The following is a 16,509-nucleotide window of genomic DNA, read 5'->3' as shown; positions in this document are numbered from 1 at the left end:
TCTTCTCCTTTCTCCGGTCACGTTTATGAAGCCGGCTGTATTATTCTTCTTCGGAGACTATCCAACGGCTGCGGTCATGAACCGTATAGTTTAAGATTGCGGTTAAAACGACTGCTGCAGACAGCAGAACAAGGCGGTTCGGAAGAAAAAGATCCGGGATCTTCTTAGACTGCTCCTGAATATGGACCGTATAAAGGGTGAAGTAAGGAAGCCAGCTCCCGTGTGAAAGAATATCGAGCATCCACAGGGCCAGCCCTGCAAAAATTCCGGCGTAGAGCTTCTTGACCGCAAGCATAACTGTAATGGTAAGAACGGCGATAAACAGCAGAGCCGGCAGCATTTGCAGCAGAAGTGGCGTAAAGCTGTGTAAGGTACGCATAGAAGACGGACCGGCAGGACCGTAAGAATACACCAGCGCTGTTACGGCACCGAATTTCGCTTGGTAGGCCGTAAACCAGGCAGCCTGATAGCCCGTGCAGACGGCAAGCAGGATAAGTCCTTTACGGGCGGCCATCCCTGTCAGGGATTGGGGAAAGGTCGCGTAAATTTCCATAGGCCCTCCGAGCTCCCGGTGAAAGAGCGCGGCACAAAGCATGACAACGAGCGGGTAGAAGGCAAGTTCCCCGTAAAACAATGCATTACCCGGCTGTTCCGGATCCGAGCTCCACATAGCTCCCCCGAGCATAAGTACATAAAGAAGCGGGGGCAGGCTCCACACGCTTTTAAATCCTCTGAGGTCCTGCAGCCATAGGCTCACGATCCGAACACCTTTGCCCATTCCCGGTTCCAATCATCGAGGGTGACTACCGGATAGCGGAAAGGGGCGTCGGGAGCGCTAAGACCTTTTTTATAAAAAGAGGCCAGCACTCTTTTCACTTCCTCCGTTTTTCCCGCATCCAACGCTTCACGGACTTGAAGAAGAATATGGTTCTTGATCTGTTGGCCGAGACCCCGGTCGCCGGTCATTCGATCCTTCGGAAGAAACTGGTCCGAGAATTGAACGCTCCTGATTTGCTCCTCCGTAAGCTGAAGTCCGTCCCGGTAATACAAATATAAAAACGCGGCACGGATTTCCATAAAAATGGAAGGCTTGACGGTCTCGTCCGTGTTACCGTTCGCATCTTTGGAAACCTCGGCGTAACTGCTCTGGTAGGAGTCATCTCCGAACAGGAGAGCATAGGTGGTCCGAATACGCTGATAATCGTCCAGGTTGTGATTTCTGGATTCGTTGATATAGTAGCTGCTTCCCGCAACCGCCGATTGACGGCTGTCCGGAGAAATCAGATTCCCGTAAGACAGGTACACGATGTTATGCACGGCGCTTAGATTTGTCTGCAGAAGAGCTTCATAATAAGCTTTCATCCTCAAGATATCTTTCCAGAAAAGGTCGGCTTCCAACCGGTTGCCCGGAGTTGTTTGCAGTTTGATGCTGCCCTTGGCGTCATTGAACTGGATAAGGTTTCCCGCTATGAAGGTCAGATGCTTTACACCCTTCTGCTCAAAATGCTGGTTGCCAGCGGCACCTTGTTTTTCCGTAATAGAACCGTAGATGTAGTTGGAAAACCCTTTAAAAGTGACATCGAAATCGGCCGGCTGAGCCAGGGGCTGCGGTCCGCCGTAAAACAGCTCTTTTTTGCGCTCATCGGTAAGGTAGAGCGGTCCGTTGTTAGGTAAAGGATACCATGCTGCCGAATTGGGCAGGTAAAGATAAGGGTCCATGACGAAAGAAATAATCTGCTCACCCTGCTGCGGTCCGTATGTCCAGTTGATTCCTTTGCTTTCATAGTTGAAGGTAAGCGTCTGGCTGCTTTTGGAGGAGTCAAAATGACGACTCTCGACGGAAATCAAATTGCCGCGGCGCGTAAACGATACAGGCTGATTATCGAGCAGCAATTGTTCCACGTGAAAATAATCATGCAGGGTAAACGAAACGTCGCCCTGAGGCAAATCCGCAGGCCGGAGCGACACTTCTACAGAGGCCTTGAGTCCATCCGAAGAAGTAGGGGCCAGCTCCATTTTGTAAGAAAAGACGGTAAACTGAGTAATCGTGCGCTGATTATAGACCGATTCTGTCGGTGCATTCCGGAGTTGTTCCCGGTATGCCGCAAAATGCGGCGTCCAGAATCCCACATAGGTGTAATAAGAGCCCGCAGACAAGACGGTAAAAAGAATCAGGGCGCCCGCCCATCTGGCTCGTGTCCCGCTCGGACGGGCCCATTTCAGAATCGTAACGCAAACGGTAAGCAGGACCAGGGTAAAACTGAGTACAAACCATCTGGCGAGCCAAGTTTCCTGTTCTTTTATCCACGGTCCCCATGCTTCATTGGCGTAGAAGGAATCGAGCGTCATCCCGCTGAGGTGGAAGGGCTTCAGTACCCGCAGCTCCAGAATGCCGAGACGTTCGATAATGAATTGATCGATAAAAAACGTGCCGAAAACCCACGCGCAAAAGCCGATCAGATACACGATCCGGTTGCGGATGGCGATGGCCAGAAGCATAGCCAGGGCCAGAGTAACCATATAGGACCATTCGTACTGGATCGCAAAAAAGGAAAGCTCCCGAAGCATGATAGGCTTGCCGATGCCGTAGTGAAGCGCAAAGTACACATACACGACTGCCATGGCCGCCGTAAACAAGGAAAGATACAAGAGCCCGGCCGCATATTTAACGCTGAAAAGGACCGCAGGAGAGACGGGAAGGCCCGCCGTCCATTCGTAGGCCGTTTTGGCGGTATCCCTGCGGATAAGCAGGATGCCCAGCAGCATGGCCGCACCCAAAGTAAGCGTGTGCTTCACTTTATGAAAGTCATACACGTACAAATAAAGGTCCTGCGATACGGGAGGAGCGATTCCTGCGAGAGAGTATACCATCCAGGCTCCGAACAGAACCGGGAGGACCAGAAGAACGGGATTGCTGCGCAGCAGCCGCAGTTCCAGCGAAAAAGCGCGCAGCCATCTATGCACGCCGGTCACCTCCGATCAGCGCGAGGTAGCCGTCCTCCAACGTGGGCTTCACGGCTGCGGCATTCCCCGCGGGCGGGGTCGCCGACACGATGCGGCAGAGCATGCCGTGGTCGGTCCGGCGGGCGGTTACGACCTCATGCGGCTCATAAGCCGCAAATTCCCGCTCGCTGAGCTCCGCTTCCCAGACCAGACCCTCGGCGCACTCCTGCAGGCCGGCGAGACTTCCCGCGAAGGCGACGCGTCCGCGGTGCAGCACCGCTAACCGGCTGCAGCTGCTCTCGATGTCCGCGACGATGTGCGTGGACAGCAGCACCGTCCGGCTCAGGCTGGAGCGGTTCAGGAGATTGCGGAAGCGGACTCTCTCCTCGGGATCCAGCCCCGCCGTGGGCTCATCCACGATGAGCACCCGGGGGTCCCCGAGGAGAGCCTGCGCAATCCCCAGACGCTGTTTCATGCCGCCGGAGAAGGTTTTGATCTTGGCGCGCGCCTTGTCGGTCAGATTGACCTGATGCAGAATCTCACCGATCTGAGATTTGCGCTCACGGGCGCTTTTGATGCCCTTCATGACGGCCACGTAGTCCAGAAATTCGTAGGCTGTGAGCTGCGGGTAGAGATGAAAATACTGGGGGAGGTAGCCCGTTATTTTGCGGATATGCTCCGCATCCGAAAGCAGGTTCAAGCCTTCCACGCGAACGGTGCCTTCCGTAGGCTCAAGCAGAGTGGACAAAATGCGCATGAGCGTTGTTTTGCCGGCGCCGTTCGGCCCTAGCAGGCCGAACATCTCTGGTCCGATCTCCAGGTTCAATCCGGTGAGAGCCGGGTGACTTTTATATTGTTTAGATAAATTGCGGATCTCAATCATGAGGATCTTCCTTTGTGAAGGTTTACTTTACGCGTATGTACTCTTTCAACGATAGAAGATGTAAAATAGTTTGGACGGCCGGGTGATTGCCAGCTTTTTACGGATCATTTTGCGGAAGAGAAGTATTGAACTCTTTTGCCGCTGTGCTATAATATTTAGTATCGAATTGATCTATTTCCGAGTAATCGAGACGTGGCTCAGCTTGGTAGAGCGCTTGCTTCGGGAGCAAGAGGTCGCAGGTTCAAATCCTGTCGTCTCGACCATCATTTTCCGTGTGAACAGGCTTATTCTCCAATGGATGTACATAACAGACCGCCGTCAGGCGGTCTTTTTAGTATGCCGGGAAAGAGCGTTCCGACCCGCCTGACGAAGAAAAAACTTCTTCAATCGCCAAAATCTATCAAATTATCAATTTACCCCGTCCCCATCATTCGCTAGAATAGAAGAGCGGCATCATAATTCCGATCAAGGAGTGAGGGTATGAGAACTAGAACAGGCAAAATGTTGATCGGCGGTTTTTTAACGGCAGCTCTGCTGGCTTCAGGACTGGGCGGGAATGGCTATAAGGCCGCTGCGGCGTCCCAGACGTCCCCTTCCTATAAACCTGCGTTTAAGGACACCAAGGGCCACTGGGCTGAAGAAACGATCCGCTGGGCGTATGAGCACAAGATGACGGACGGTTATGCGGACGGCACGTTCCGGCCGGATAAGGCCGTTACCGAACCGGAGTTTCTGGCCTTGCTGCTGCGCGCCTATAACAAAGTGGGGTCCGGAACGGCGGCAGGCTCCCAATGGTTCGATCCCTATTATACCAAAGCGGCTATTTATTCCTGGCCGTTGCTTAAAAATACAACCTCCCCTTATTTACGGGGAGATGCGGCCAGACTGATTGCGGCTACGCAGGGCAATCTGCTTTCGACGAAGGAAGCGGTGCAGCGTTTGCTGGATCAAGGCTTGTCTCAAGGCAAAACGGACGGGAGCGAGAACGGGTTCCGCCCCGATGACGCTTTAACCCGCGCGGAAGCGCTGAAGTTCCTGCAAAATCTGCTCGGCGTACAGAGCGATCTCGTCGCTGTCGCTTATTCGGAAAGCCCGAATAATTCCGGCAGCGCCGGCGGGGCCGCGTCCGGTGGAACGGTCGCCGTGCTGGACAAGTCGGATAGTAACGGCAGCCCTAAGACGGAAAGCCCGGAAGCCCGGCATTTTGTGATTGAGGGCGCGGCCGTAGGCGATACGGAAGCGGACCTGACCAAGCGGCTGGGCCAACCCGCCCGCAAAGATATGGGAGGCGGCGGGCTGACCTGGTACATTTACAACACCTCGGACTACAAGCATTATCTGCAGGCGGGAATCAAGAACGGCCAAGTTGCCGCGCTGTATACGGTCACAGGAAATTGGTCGGAAGCGAACGGAGTAACGACGCTTATGAACGAGGCGGCGGTCCGGATGAAAATGACGGGCGCCAAAGCTGTCGGCGGTACGGCCAAAAACGAGGTTTCGTTCGAGACGGGCGGGCTGAATGTCAGCTTTTATTTTGACACGAACGACAACGGGAAACTGATTGGCATGCTCGTCCAGGATACGTCCATGTCCGCCGCAAACAGCAGCTCAGGCACCTTAGCTTCGCGCAGTGCGGATCAGCGGATCGCCTACGAGAAGCAGACGTTCGATCTGACGAATGCCATTCGCGTCCGTCACGGCAAGGCGCCGTTCGAATGGGACGAGCCCATTGCCTCGACGGCCCGCAAGCACAGCGAGGATATGGCCTTGAACGGATATTTCGATCATACAAACAAGCAGGGACTTTCTCCCTTCGACCGGATGGAGAAGGACGGACTGAAGTTCTGGAGTGCGGCGGAGAACATCGCGGCCGGTTACTCGGGACCGATTGAAGTGGTGAACGGCTGGATGAATTCCTCCGGACACCGCAAAAACATAATGGGCGATACAACCCGCTTGGGCGTCGGAGTTTACTTCGGCGGCACCATGAACGTATATTACACACAAAACTTTTATACACCGAGATAACGTAATGTGCATCTCATCTCCTGCGGGAAGACCCGTGGAGCGACGGGTTCCTGAGAAGGAACCCTTTTTTTCCGGTTAAGGAAAGGAACGGGCGGGCTCTCTCCCCGTGGGTTCGCTTGCGGACAGTCAAGATGAAACCTATCCCCGCCAAGCTTCGTCTAAATAAGAGATTTATCGACGGCTTATTCACCAGGGGACAGAAGGGAACCTATTTCGCAGAAGGATGAGGTTGAAGATGACGCAAACGACGGATTCGAGAAAAAAAGAGAGTCAATCACGCACTTATCCCCGTAAGGGAATGGGATTAATAAGCGCTTTTTCTTTTCTGCTGCTGATCAGTTTAAGCTGGTGGGCCTGGTCGGCCTGGAAAGGGACGGATATGGCTAAACCCGGTCACTCCCAATCCGTTAAGAAAGTGGCCTCGATTAAAGCGCCGGAAAGCGAATACGACGTGATTGTCGCGGGTACGGACCCGGAAGGCATTGCTGCGGCCGTATCCGCGGCCCGCAACGGCCAGAAGACGCTTCTCGTGGAGAACCGCGGCCGGGATGTGCTGGGCGGCTTATTCACCGAGGGCTGGCTTAACAGCCTGGACAACAGCTTCGCGCCCAACGAAGAAGGGAAATCCGACCCCGGCAAGTTTCTGAACGAGGGAATTTTCCTGGAATGGCGCAAGGAGATTGAAGGCACTTCGTTTGACGTGTCAACCGCAGCCAACGCGTTCTACGAATTGGTGCGGAAGGAGAAGAAAATCGACCTGCTGATGCATGCCAAGAGCTTTACGCCGATGGTGAACGGATCGCAGACCGTAACGGGATTGAATATCACGACGGCGGACGGCAAAGAACACAAAGTGAGCGCCCGGGCCGTCATTGACGCCACACAGGACGGAGACGTGGCTGCGGCCGCCGGCGTGCCTTTTACAATCGGACGTCAGGATCTCGGGGATGACAAATCGCTCATGGCCGTTACGCTTGTATTCCGTTTAAAAGGAATGACCGAAGAAACCTGGCAGCAGATGAAAAAGAACGGCGAGAACGATCCGCATCTGCTCAGAGGCATGGGCGCCGATGCCATGAGCGGCTGGGGATACTCGGCCATGTGGGATTACAAATCGACGAACCCCGAACGGGTTCGCATGCGCGGCTTGAACATCGGCCGCCAGAACGACGGCTCGATACTGATCAATGCGCTGCAGATCTTCGGGGTTAATCCGTTAGACCCCGCTTCTGTGAAGGAAGGAATGGAAATCGGCCGTGCCGAGCTCCCGCATGTGCTCGATTATATGAAGAAAGAATTCCCGGAGCTTGCGCCGCTCGAACTGGACGGCTCGGCTCCCGAGCTGTATGTCCGGGAAACGCGCCATATGATCGGTGAATACCGGCTTACTATGGTAGACGCGCTCGATAACCGCGATCAGTGGGACAAGATAGCCTACGGCTCCTACAACCTCGATATCCAGAGTACGGACGCCAAGTATCGCGGGGATATCGTTCTGAAGCCGAGCCAGTACGCTGTCCCGTTCCGGGCCTTGGTCCCGCAGAAAATAAACGGGCTGCTGGTGGTCGGACGTTCGGCGAGCTTTGATTCGCTGCCCCACGGATCTGCACGGACCGTCCCAATCGGAATGGCGTCGGGCCAAGCGGCGGGTGCCGCGGCCGCGGTGGCGGCCAAAAACAAGGTCAGCTTCCGGGAACTGTCCTTGTCGAAGCCGCTGGTTACCGAGCTGCAGGAAACCCTGGTGAAGCAGGGCGTGCGCCTGGAGCCTTACAAATTCGCCGCGCCGGCGTATACGAAACATAAAGCTTACGAAGGCTTGAAAGCTGCCGTAAGTCTCGGTATCGCTGCGGGAGGCGAGAAGAACGAGTTTCAGCTGGACGAACCGTCCAACCCGCGGCGGTTTGCCAACCATTTTAACACGATGAAGACGGTGCTTGGCCGGACCTACCCCAAAGCCGTAAGCGGCAGCGCGGATGCGGCGGTCAAGGGATTGACCAAACCCGGAGACATTGCATTGACGTGGGATCAGGCGGCCTGGACCATATCCCAGGCGGTGGGAGCTAAAGTAAGACGGAGCGAATCGGCCGCTTATGTGCTGGAACAGAAGCTGGTCGAACCGGCGACTTTCGAAGCGATCGAGAACAAGTCGAAGCTGACCAACGGAGAAGCTTATATGCTGCTGCGCGATGTGCTTAAAGCCCAAGCCGGGGTCGTTTACCGGTAATAGAAGTGCAGCGAAAACGAAATGAGTCTTATTCGGAACCGGTCGTCATGTGCGGCCGGTTTTATTTCTTTTACAAAAATAAATTTATACTAAAACAAGAGAAATGTATCCCTTTAGGCTAGTAGATATCTGCTATAATGATAATAAATGGTAAATCTATAAACGTTATAATTCCATAAGAAAGTGAGCACTTGAATGAGGCAGCTGAGGTCTAGTCCCGTATATCGGCACATTATCCGAAATGGCAAGGCTTATTTATTAACGCTTCTTGTACTCACTATCGTGAACAACTTGTTCTCGGTCGGACAGGACCACATGATTAAAGTGTTTGTATTCCTGACGACCATTCTATCCGCCGTATTCCTGAGAAAATCAGTTGTGCTGCAACATATCCTCGCTTCGATAGCCTATATTACCTTGTTTACTCTGCTTCACAACATCGACTATTTCAAACTTCCTTCCATCATGTACACTCTTCTGCTGCTGTATGCTTTCCTGCTTCCCGGTTTGTGGGTGCCGACGATTGTCGGAGCGGGCTTTCTGCTTTTTCTGCTCACCTATTCAAGTACGGTCCAGTTCGACTATCTCCGGGCCAATCTGGTCGGTGTCGTGTTTAACACGGTCGTTTATGCCGCATTAAGCTATTTCTTCAGGCAAATGATCATAGAACGCGACCGGCTTAAAGAAAGCGAGAACCGTTACCGGAGCTTGATCGAAATATGTCCGGAGCCGATTGTGGTCCAGCAGAAGGGCAAGCTCGTCTATGCCAATCCGGCTGCCGTCCAATCACTGGGTGCGGAAGACGTGAACAAACTTTTAGGGAGGTCGGCCCTGAGGTTTCTCCATCCGGAATCACGTAAGAATGCCCTGGAGCATGTGAACGAAGTTTTGGAAAAAGGGGCTTCCGCCCGCATGGAGCAAAGGTATGTCCGTCTGGACGGTCAGGTAAGGAGCTGCGAACTGGTACTCGTTGCAACTAATTATGGGGGCAAGCCCGCGTGCATGAGTATCGGCAAGGACATTACGGAACGCAAGAAGGCCGAAGAAAAGATTAATCATATGGCTTACCATGACACCTTAACGGGGCTGCCTAACCGCAGCTACCTCAACGAGTGTCTGTATATGGCGATCGAGAGGGCAGGGCAGACGGGATCGCAATTGGCGGTGCTTTTTCTGGATCTGGACCGGTTTAAAAATATTAACGATACCGTCGGTCATATATACGGCGATCTTCTGCTGAGACAGGTTGCCGAACGGCTGCAGGCGTGTCTCGGTCCGTCCGATACCGTATTCAGGCACAGCGGGGACGAATTTGTCATTTTGCTTGAAGGGGTGACGGAAGACGGCGTCCGTGTCCAGGCCCAGACGGTGCTGGATCAGTTCAAGCAGCCGTTTCAGCTGCACGGACACGAGGTCTATACGACGACAAGCATCGGCATCAGTATTTACCCGCAGGACGGCATGGACCGTGATGTACTGATCAAACATGCGGACATGGCCATGTATCTGTCCAAAGAAAACGGGAAAAACAATTACCAGTTTTACCGGGTGCACAACAACCGGCTCGCCCGGAAGCTTAAGCTGGAGAACGGACTGCGCAGAGCCCTGGAGAAGCAGCTGTTTACCCTTCACTACCAGCCGCAAATTAATCTGGCCAGCGGAGAGATCGTAGGGATGGAGGCCCTGATTCGCTGGATGGACCCGGAACTCGGGGTTGTCACGCCAGGGGAGTTCATTCCGATCGCCGAGGAAACGGGGCTTATCGTGCCTATCGGCAAATGGGTGCTTCACACAGCCTGTCACCAGTACAAGCAGTGGAGGGAAGCGGGGCTGCCGGAAATCCGTCTGGCTGTCAATATCTCCGTAAGACAATTCCAGGATAAACAGCTCGTCTCAACCATCCAAAGTGTCCTCGAAGAATTCGACATGAACCCGGGTCATCTCGAGCTTGAGATTACCGAAAGCATCATGCAGAATCTGGATCAGTCTCTCGTGATTTTGACCGCATTGAAGAAGATTGGAGTCAAGCTTTCGATCGATGATTTCGGAACGGGCTATTCCTCCCTCTTCTTATTGGATAAACTGCCTATCGACCATATTAAAATCGACCGCACCTTCATAGAAGAAATCACGTTCAATGCCAACACGGAAGCTATTGTCCGAACCATCATCGATATGGGCCGGCATTTAAAATTCCAGCTTATCGGGGAAGGCATCGAACATGAGAGGCAGATTCATTTCCTCCAGGAGCATCAATGCACGATCGGACAAGGCTTTTTCATCAGCCCTCCGTTATCCAGTGAGAAGGCTGGAGAGCTTTTAAGCAGGAAACAGCCATTCGTTCAAGTCTGATGGCTTTTCGCCGACAGATCAATAAAATCCCCCGGCCAAGTAAGGCGCGGGGGATTTTGCTGTATTCGATTCTATCGGGAGTAGACGCCGAACGTTACGACGGTTTAAAGCATAACCTCTGCCGGCTTTACGATGTAAAGCGGCTTGGTGCTGACCTGGCGCTCAACAAGCAGGCGGCGGTCGAACAGGGCCCCCGGCTCGCCTGGTTCCACAACAACCGGAAGCTGAAGCTGTTCGGCGAGAATGGACGCAAAACGCGTGAGCACTCCGGCGTCTTTGCCCTGCCATTCGAACGTAAAGTGAAGCCCGTCCTGCGCAGGTGTTACTTTCCAGGCATCCGGCAGATCCGGCAGCGAATACACGGCGTCGTGAATGTCCGCCGGTTCCAGTATCCGGCCGGCCACCTCCAGCCTGTCCAGCTGCCGTCCGTAATGGGTCAGCCTGCGCCCGCTTCTCCCGCACGGACAGTTGACTTCTTCGAGGGAGATCACGTCTCCGTTCAAATAACGGAGAAGGGGGGATCCCTCGTGAGTCAGCGTTGTAATCACGGCAAGACCTTTGCCCCCGCCGGGCTCAACCGCCGCTGACAGGTCTTCGTGCAGCACTTCCACGAAGAAATCGTCTTCGGCCACATGAAGAATGCCGTGCTCGCACATCGCGGCTATGTTGGCCGTCTCCGTAGAGCCGTACAAGTTGTAAACCGGCACGCCCCAAAGTTCTTCAATCTTCTTGCGGCGCGACTCGGCCAGAAGTTCTCCCGCGACGCCGATGGCCCGGAGGTGGGGGAAATCCTCCCGGCAGCCGAGACCGTGCAGCCGTGCGGTTTCCGCCAGTATTTCCATCTCGCGGGGAAGGCCCGTCATCACCGTTACATTCAACTTGCGCAGCAGTTCAATGATGCGCGGATAGGGCGTCATCGTATTCCGGCTGCTGGCCGGAAGGACGCATGCGCCCGCCTGCCGCGCGGCCTGTTGAACCAGGTGAGCCGGCAGGGACAGGGCGTAAGGGAACCGGTTAAGCAGCCGGTCCCCGGGTCTAAGGCGCAGGCCGGAATCGCCGATCTGACGGCCTCCCGCCTCCAGGTCCCGGACTGTGTACCAGGCCGAAGCGGGCAGGCCGGTCGTTCCGAACGTTTCGAAGTACTGGCAGACTTCCTCCGGCGGCACCGCCAGCAGATTCCAGGGGCCCGCTTCACGGAGGTGGTCTTTGGTCGTAAGCGGCAGCTCACCGATGCGGGAAATATCTCTTATTTCCCGTTCCTCTGCCGAAAGGTGTTTTCTATAGAAAGGTGATTGTTCCAATCGCTCCATAAGGGCGGTAAATTTCACGGACACAGGATGTTCCCCCTTAAATGGGTATGGGCTTGCAGATCCAAAAGGATCTGGTTGTAGAGACGATCGCTTACTGTTCGATAATCAGCTCGTCGACTTTCACGCCGACATGTCTGCCGGGGTCCATCGTATAGCCCAGCACCTGGTCGCCCGGCTTTAATGTCGTAATGTTGATCGGCTGGCCTTCCGTGCCGAATACGCGTACGTGCCAGTCCTCTTGCATAATGACATTAAGAGTCGTTCCGTCTTCCGCCCGGGCTTCGATATAAAGCAGAGGGCGCCGCTCGATTTTCACGCGGCCGACCGAAACACGTCTCGCTTTGCCGGATGTGCTGACGACGAGGACTTCCATTCCCGATCGCAGGTCGGACAAGTACCAGGTCCGGTTATCCGGTGCCAGCACATAGGTGTGCAGGCTGCCCGCATTGATGCGGAAAGGTCTCGTCGGCATATACGGAAGCGGGTGTGTCTCGCTGCAGGCAAGAATGCCCCCGCAGGAAAAGGAACCGAGCAGCACGCCTTCGTCGAGGCCGAGATAGCTCGTCAGGTCGATACAGGCGCGATCGCCCATGCCGACATGCTCCGTCCGTGTAATGGTCAGCTTCTGAAGCGGCTGACCGCCTTTTTGGCCCGTTGAAGTAATTACTTCGCCGACCGCATATACTTGGCCGAGATCGCCGGACTCGATCAGGACACCATCCGCCCCGCATTCGAGTACGCCGAAGACGACTTTCGCTTCGACATCGTCGCGTACTTTCATGACCACTTCGGTACCGAAATTTTGGGCGTCCGCCAGAACGATTTCAAGCGGAATTTTTGTATCGTCGCGGAATTCGACAATTAGCAAGGACACCTCGTGGGTCATGGCTACCGCGAGCTGCAAAGAATCAGGGTCCGTTACATTCACGCTCGTGCCGATTTTACAGGTAATGGCTTCACGGTTGCGTCTGAACCAGCTGCCGCCGATCACTGCCGATTCCAAAATAACGATGTCGTAGGCTTCATTTAAAGCCGCCAGCTTATCGGGAGAAGGGGTGCCTTCGACATAGGTGATTTTATCCAAATTCGGGGGAAGCTGCTTCACCTGCTGCTCGTTGGCTATGACGCCGGTGAATTTCTGATGAGGCAGAGCTTGTACGATAGCGCCCCATTGCTCCGGTGCGGGTAAAGAACTGATATCGAACCACGCGTATTTGCCGCGCACGGGCGCGATAGGTTTATTTTTGGCCTGATTGAGGCTGGGACCCGGAGCGGCTGTACCGCTTGTTTTCGCTTCGGCCGGTTTTTCGGTTGGCTGGGCGGTGGAATCATTAGGTGCCTTCGGATTAATATCAGGCGTTTCTTTCAGCGCTTTACTCATTTCGCAGATCTCCTCTTGTTATAGTCGAATAACCCGGCGGGCTTTTCCCGCGTCTCGCTCCACGTAATCCACGACTTGAACGTCGCAAGATTGCCGGATGCTCGCTTCGATACGCAGTTTTATCTCCGTTAAAAGCTCCGACCGGTCTACGCTTGAATCGGAAGCTTCGACGAGTATGGAAAGCTCCCCGTTTTCAACGATAAATTGGTACCAGTTTCCTGTTCCGCCGATTTGCAGGAGCTGCTGTTCCAGATACAGGGGAGAAAAATTCCCGCTGTTAAGGGCGAGCTGATCGCCCATACGTCCTCTCAGCTGCAAACGGCGAAGACGGCAGCCGCAAGGGCAGGGACCTTCCTCAATGCAGCCGAGATCTCCGGTTTTGTACCGGATTATGGGCATGCCGTCGCGCATCAGGGTAGTGAGAACGACTTCGCCGACGATGCCGGGAGATTGGGGCTCCCCCGTAACAGGATGAACGATTTCGGTATAGGTATGGCCTTCTGCCAAATGGTAACCTTGGTGCTCCAAGCATTCGATCCCGATCAGACCTACCTCAAGCGACCCGTACCAGGTTGTCACCGATGTATTCCAGATCCGTTCGATCCGTTCGCGAAGAGCGGGTGAAGCGCCTTCACCGGTCAAAAACAAATGCTGCAAGTTGAAATCACGATGAAGGTCGATTCCTAGTTTCTGCGCATGTTCAGCCAGGGTCACGGCGTAGGAAGGAGCAATAATCAAGGTTTGCATATCCCAGGCCAGCATGCATTCAAGAGCCTTATCGGGGTGAGAATAAGCTCCCCCTTTGCCGACAGGCAGTACGCAGCAGTCCTGCATATATTGGAACACCCGGTGAAATGAAAGCCCGGACGAGCTCATTTCGTAAGGTAAGGCGTTTCCGACTACGGTATTTCGCGTGTTCTGCATAAGGGATGGGTAGCGGGGGGCCGTATCCAGCCGATAAAGATCATTCAAAGTATGGCCGATAAAGATCGGCTTGCCTCCGGTTGTGCCGGTCGAAGTATGGATATGAGCCAGATCAGGCGAGCAAATGATGGAGCGCGGATCATTGCGCAAGTCATCCTTTGTCAGGAAAGGCAGCTGGGCAAATAAAGCCGGATTGGATGCTTCTTCGGGAGTCAGACCCGTGATATCCATACGCTGTTTGTAAAACTCGTTGGTTTCATACACAAATTGAAGTAAACTGCGTAAGGCTCTCCGGTGATAAGCGTCCACTTCCGGCTGACTCAGGTTTTCTACCGACATTCCGCGTTCGGTCAGGCTGTTAAGCCACCGGACGTGCGGCTCGAACCTGTCCGCCGCTTTTTGTCCGGACATCAATTCCATTTGGCTTCTGGCTGTTACGGCCACGTGCTTTCCCTCCTTATACGGCGAATGTTATAGTCCGAGCAAACGTGAAATCGTATGATGCAAAATCGTTTCCTTATCCGCATCGGAGATAGAGAGACGGTCGATTTTGACCTTCTCTACGAATGGGTCCGACAAGGGAAACTCGGAACCGAACATAAGTTTATCCGGTCCCGCCAGTTTAACGGCGGTCTGAATCGCCAAGGGGTTGCCCGTAGACGTTTCCAGGTAAACATTTTCCCTTCGTGCCGCTAATTCTATGGCATCTATATCGAGCGGGCCGAATCCCATATGGCCGACAACGAAGTTAGTACCGGGAAAAGCTTCGGCGAGGGAACCCAGTGCGGCCGTGTTTGCGGTTGCTTGAATAACTAGGTGCGTATAGAAGGGAATTCCATAGTCCCCGCACAGGGCGGCAAGCTCTTTAACGACGTCTCCCATAAGAGAAACCTGATGGACAAGAGGTGACATCTTGAGGCCTTTGAAGCCGTTTCGATAAGCCTTCTCCAGGGAAGCCAGAGCCGCCGGAGCCCCGTCGTTAGGATTAATGCAGCAGATTCCGTAAAATTTGTCCGGGTATTCACGGATAATATCCAGCACGGTATCGTTGGGCGGATCCGTCAGGATCGGCTTTTCCACTCCGGTGATGTACCGGGTCATGCGCCTAACGTCCAGCATGCCGCCCGGCACCAGGACGGCTTTGTCTATACCCGCCGATTTCATATCGTCCAGCAGCCGTTCGGGGCTGCTGTAATCCTGTCTCGATATGTGGGCGTGCCCATCAATGATCATGCGTATTCCTCCCAAGGGTCAAATTGTGCGGCGGCAATTCCGGGGTCGGTCTGCTTCGTGATAAGCGGCATGCGGGAGGAGGCGGCTAAATAGGTCTCGTAAGCTTCCTCCGCGCTGCAGTCCTTATGAACAAGATCTCCGAGAGCACGGCACATATCATCGGGACGAGAATCCTCGAACAGATTCCGGCCTATGCACAGACCTTTGCCCCCGGCATCGAGCATTTCCCTGACTCCACGGAAAAAAGCCAGCTTGTCGCCGACCGAGCTTCCTCCGGCCATCAGCACGGGGATGTTAAAAGCGGCTACGGCTTCAGCCGCTCTCTGCGGAGTAACCGGCGTCTGAACTTTGACAAGATCCGCGCCCAATTCTCCGGCAATACGAACCGCGTGAGCTATTTTATTGGTAGCCGCCGCTCCCCCCGAAAGATCTTCCTCAGGAACGTTCATCATTGCCAGGACCGGAAGGCCCCAAGCATAAGCCTCATCACAGATAAGACCGAGGTCGCGCAGCATCGCATGTTCCTGGGGGACGCCCAGGTTAATATGTACGGAAAGGCCGATAGCCCCGATTTGCAGGCCGTGACGGACAGTCGATACGATTTGCTTATTGGACATATCCGGTGACATTTGAGTGGAAGCCGAGAGATGGAGAATAAATTCGGTTCCCCACGGCGATTCACTGCTTTCGAGGGCCCGGCGGATGGCTCCCTTATGAGCAATGATAGCCTGCAGTCGGAAGCGGTTGGCCATACGAAGTAAAGCCGGCATGGAGGAGATTCCGTTAAGAGGTCCGTAGGTGGTGCCGTGATCAACCGGAAGCATGAAAGCGCGGCCGGATTTCGGATGAAAAATCTTTGAAAGACGCAGCAATTTACTCATACATAGATCTCCTTTCCGATGAACATGCAAAATAAGAAAGAACCCCATTTTCCGAACTGCACGAAAATGGAAGTGATACCGGACAGGCTGAGAAGCGCAAGCTAAAAGATGGTTGCTGGATGTTATGGATGGTCTTGAAGTGAGGATCTCAAAAAATCGTTCTTTCGTCACAGTACGAATAATCCGGAAGATAGGGGTGAAAAGAGGAAGTAGGCCAATAGATTCGAAATGGATGAAATGTAAATAGATACATAAACATCCATAACCATCTCTTCAACTATGATTTTACTTTTTTAGACAAAAAAAGTAAATTAAAATTTCGTTAAATTGCTCAAAAATCTATAAATTAA

The 16,509-nt window shown here is 53.8% G+C and carries 11 protein-coding genes and 1 tRNA gene; 4 read left to right on the top strand and 8 right to left on the bottom strand.

What is annotated here, in order from left to right; genetic code table 11:
- Window positions 1-40 precede the first annotated feature (40 nt).
- From ACI48J_RS26345 to ACI48J_RS26335, 3 genes are read right to left on the bottom strand one after another with little or no spacing between them, the layout of a single operon-like run.
- The gene (locus tag ACI48J_RS26345; protein ID WP_405080945.1) at window positions 41-757 is read right to left on the bottom strand and encodes a hypothetical protein; all 717 of its coding nucleotides are present in this window, start codon (window positions 755-757) and stop codon (window positions 41-43) included.
- Window positions 754-2,964 (bottom strand): hypothetical protein, encoded by a 2,211-nt coding sequence (locus ACI48J_RS26340; RefSeq protein ID WP_405080943.1) that lies wholly within the window; start codon window positions 2,962-2,964, stop codon window positions 754-756. The genes ACI48J_RS26345 and ACI48J_RS26340 overlap by 4 nt, the downstream gene beginning before the upstream one ends.
- Window positions 2,957-3,826: an ABC transporter ATP-binding protein gene (locus tag ACI48J_RS26335; protein ID WP_405080942.1), complete on the bottom strand. Its 870-nt coding sequence runs from the start codon at window positions 3,824-3,826 to the stop codon at window positions 2,957-2,959. Before ACI48J_RS26335 ends, ACI48J_RS26340 begins: the two co-directional genes overlap by 8 nt.
- A gap of 186 nt (window positions 3,827-4,012) precedes the next feature.
- Here ACI48J_RS26335 and ACI48J_RS26330 point away from each other — a divergent pair.
- The 4 genes from ACI48J_RS26330 (at window position 4,013) to ACI48J_RS26315 (ending at window position 10,430) form a co-directional block, all read left to right on the top strand.
- Window positions 4,013-4,089: transfer RNA gene (locus tag ACI48J_RS26330), tRNA-Pro, on the top strand.
- Window positions 4,090-4,306: 217 nt separating this feature from the next.
- Window positions 4,307-5,854, top strand: coding sequence for a CAP domain-containing protein (locus tag ACI48J_RS26325; RefSeq protein ID WP_405080940.1), 1,548 nt, complete (start codon window positions 4,307-4,309; stop codon window positions 5,852-5,854).
- A 235-nt stretch (window positions 5,855-6,089) separates the two neighbouring features.
- Complete coding sequence (locus ACI48J_RS26320; RefSeq protein WP_405080938.1) at window positions 6,090-8,078, top strand: FAD-dependent oxidoreductase; 1,989 nt, start codon at window positions 6,090-6,092, stop codon at window positions 8,076-8,078.
- A 315-nt stretch (window positions 8,079-8,393) separates the two neighbouring features.
- Window positions 8,394-10,430 (top strand): EAL domain-containing protein, encoded by a 2,037-nt coding sequence (locus ACI48J_RS26315; protein ID WP_405080935.1) that lies wholly within the window; start codon window positions 8,394-8,396, stop codon window positions 10,428-10,430.
- Window positions 10,431-10,534: 104 nt separating this feature from the next.
- Here the strand turns inward: ACI48J_RS26315 and ACI48J_RS26310 are convergent, their stop codons facing one another.
- From ACI48J_RS26310 to ACI48J_RS26290, 5 genes are all read right to left on the bottom strand, one after another.
- On the bottom strand, window positions 10,535-11,764 hold the full coding sequence (locus tag ACI48J_RS26310; protein ID WP_405080933.1) for a phenylacetate--CoA ligase family protein: 1,230 nt from the start codon (window positions 11,762-11,764) through the stop codon (window positions 10,535-10,537).
- Between the two features lie 67 nt (window positions 11,765-11,831).
- Window positions 11,832-13,121: a 3-dehydroquinate synthase II family protein gene (locus ACI48J_RS26305; protein WP_326050742.1), complete on the bottom strand. Its 1,290-nt coding sequence runs from the start codon at window positions 13,119-13,121 to the stop codon at window positions 11,832-11,834.
- Between the two features lie 18 nt (window positions 13,122-13,139).
- Window positions 13,140-14,489 (bottom strand): phenylacetate--CoA ligase family protein, encoded by a 1,350-nt coding sequence (locus ACI48J_RS26300; protein ID WP_405080932.1) that lies wholly within the window; start codon window positions 14,487-14,489, stop codon window positions 13,140-13,142.
- 27 nt (window positions 14,490-14,516) lie between these two features.
- Window positions 14,517-15,278 (bottom strand): amidohydrolase family protein, encoded by a 762-nt coding sequence (locus ACI48J_RS26295; RefSeq protein WP_405080931.1) that lies wholly within the window; start codon window positions 15,276-15,278, stop codon window positions 14,517-14,519.
- Complete coding sequence (locus ACI48J_RS26290; protein ID WP_326050739.1) at window positions 15,275-16,159, bottom strand: deoxyribose-phosphate aldolase; 885 nt, start codon at window positions 16,157-16,159, stop codon at window positions 15,275-15,277. Before ACI48J_RS26290 ends, ACI48J_RS26295 begins: the two co-directional genes overlap by 4 nt.
- Window positions 16,160-16,509: the final 350 nt, after the last annotated feature.

It is taken from the genome of Paenibacillus chitinolyticus (assembly GCF_045038035.1).
GTDB lineage: Bacteria > Bacillota > Bacilli > Paenibacillales > NBRC-103111 > Paenibacillus_F > Paenibacillus_F chitinolyticus_A.
This window is presented reverse-complemented; position numbering and strand designations above follow the sequence as displayed.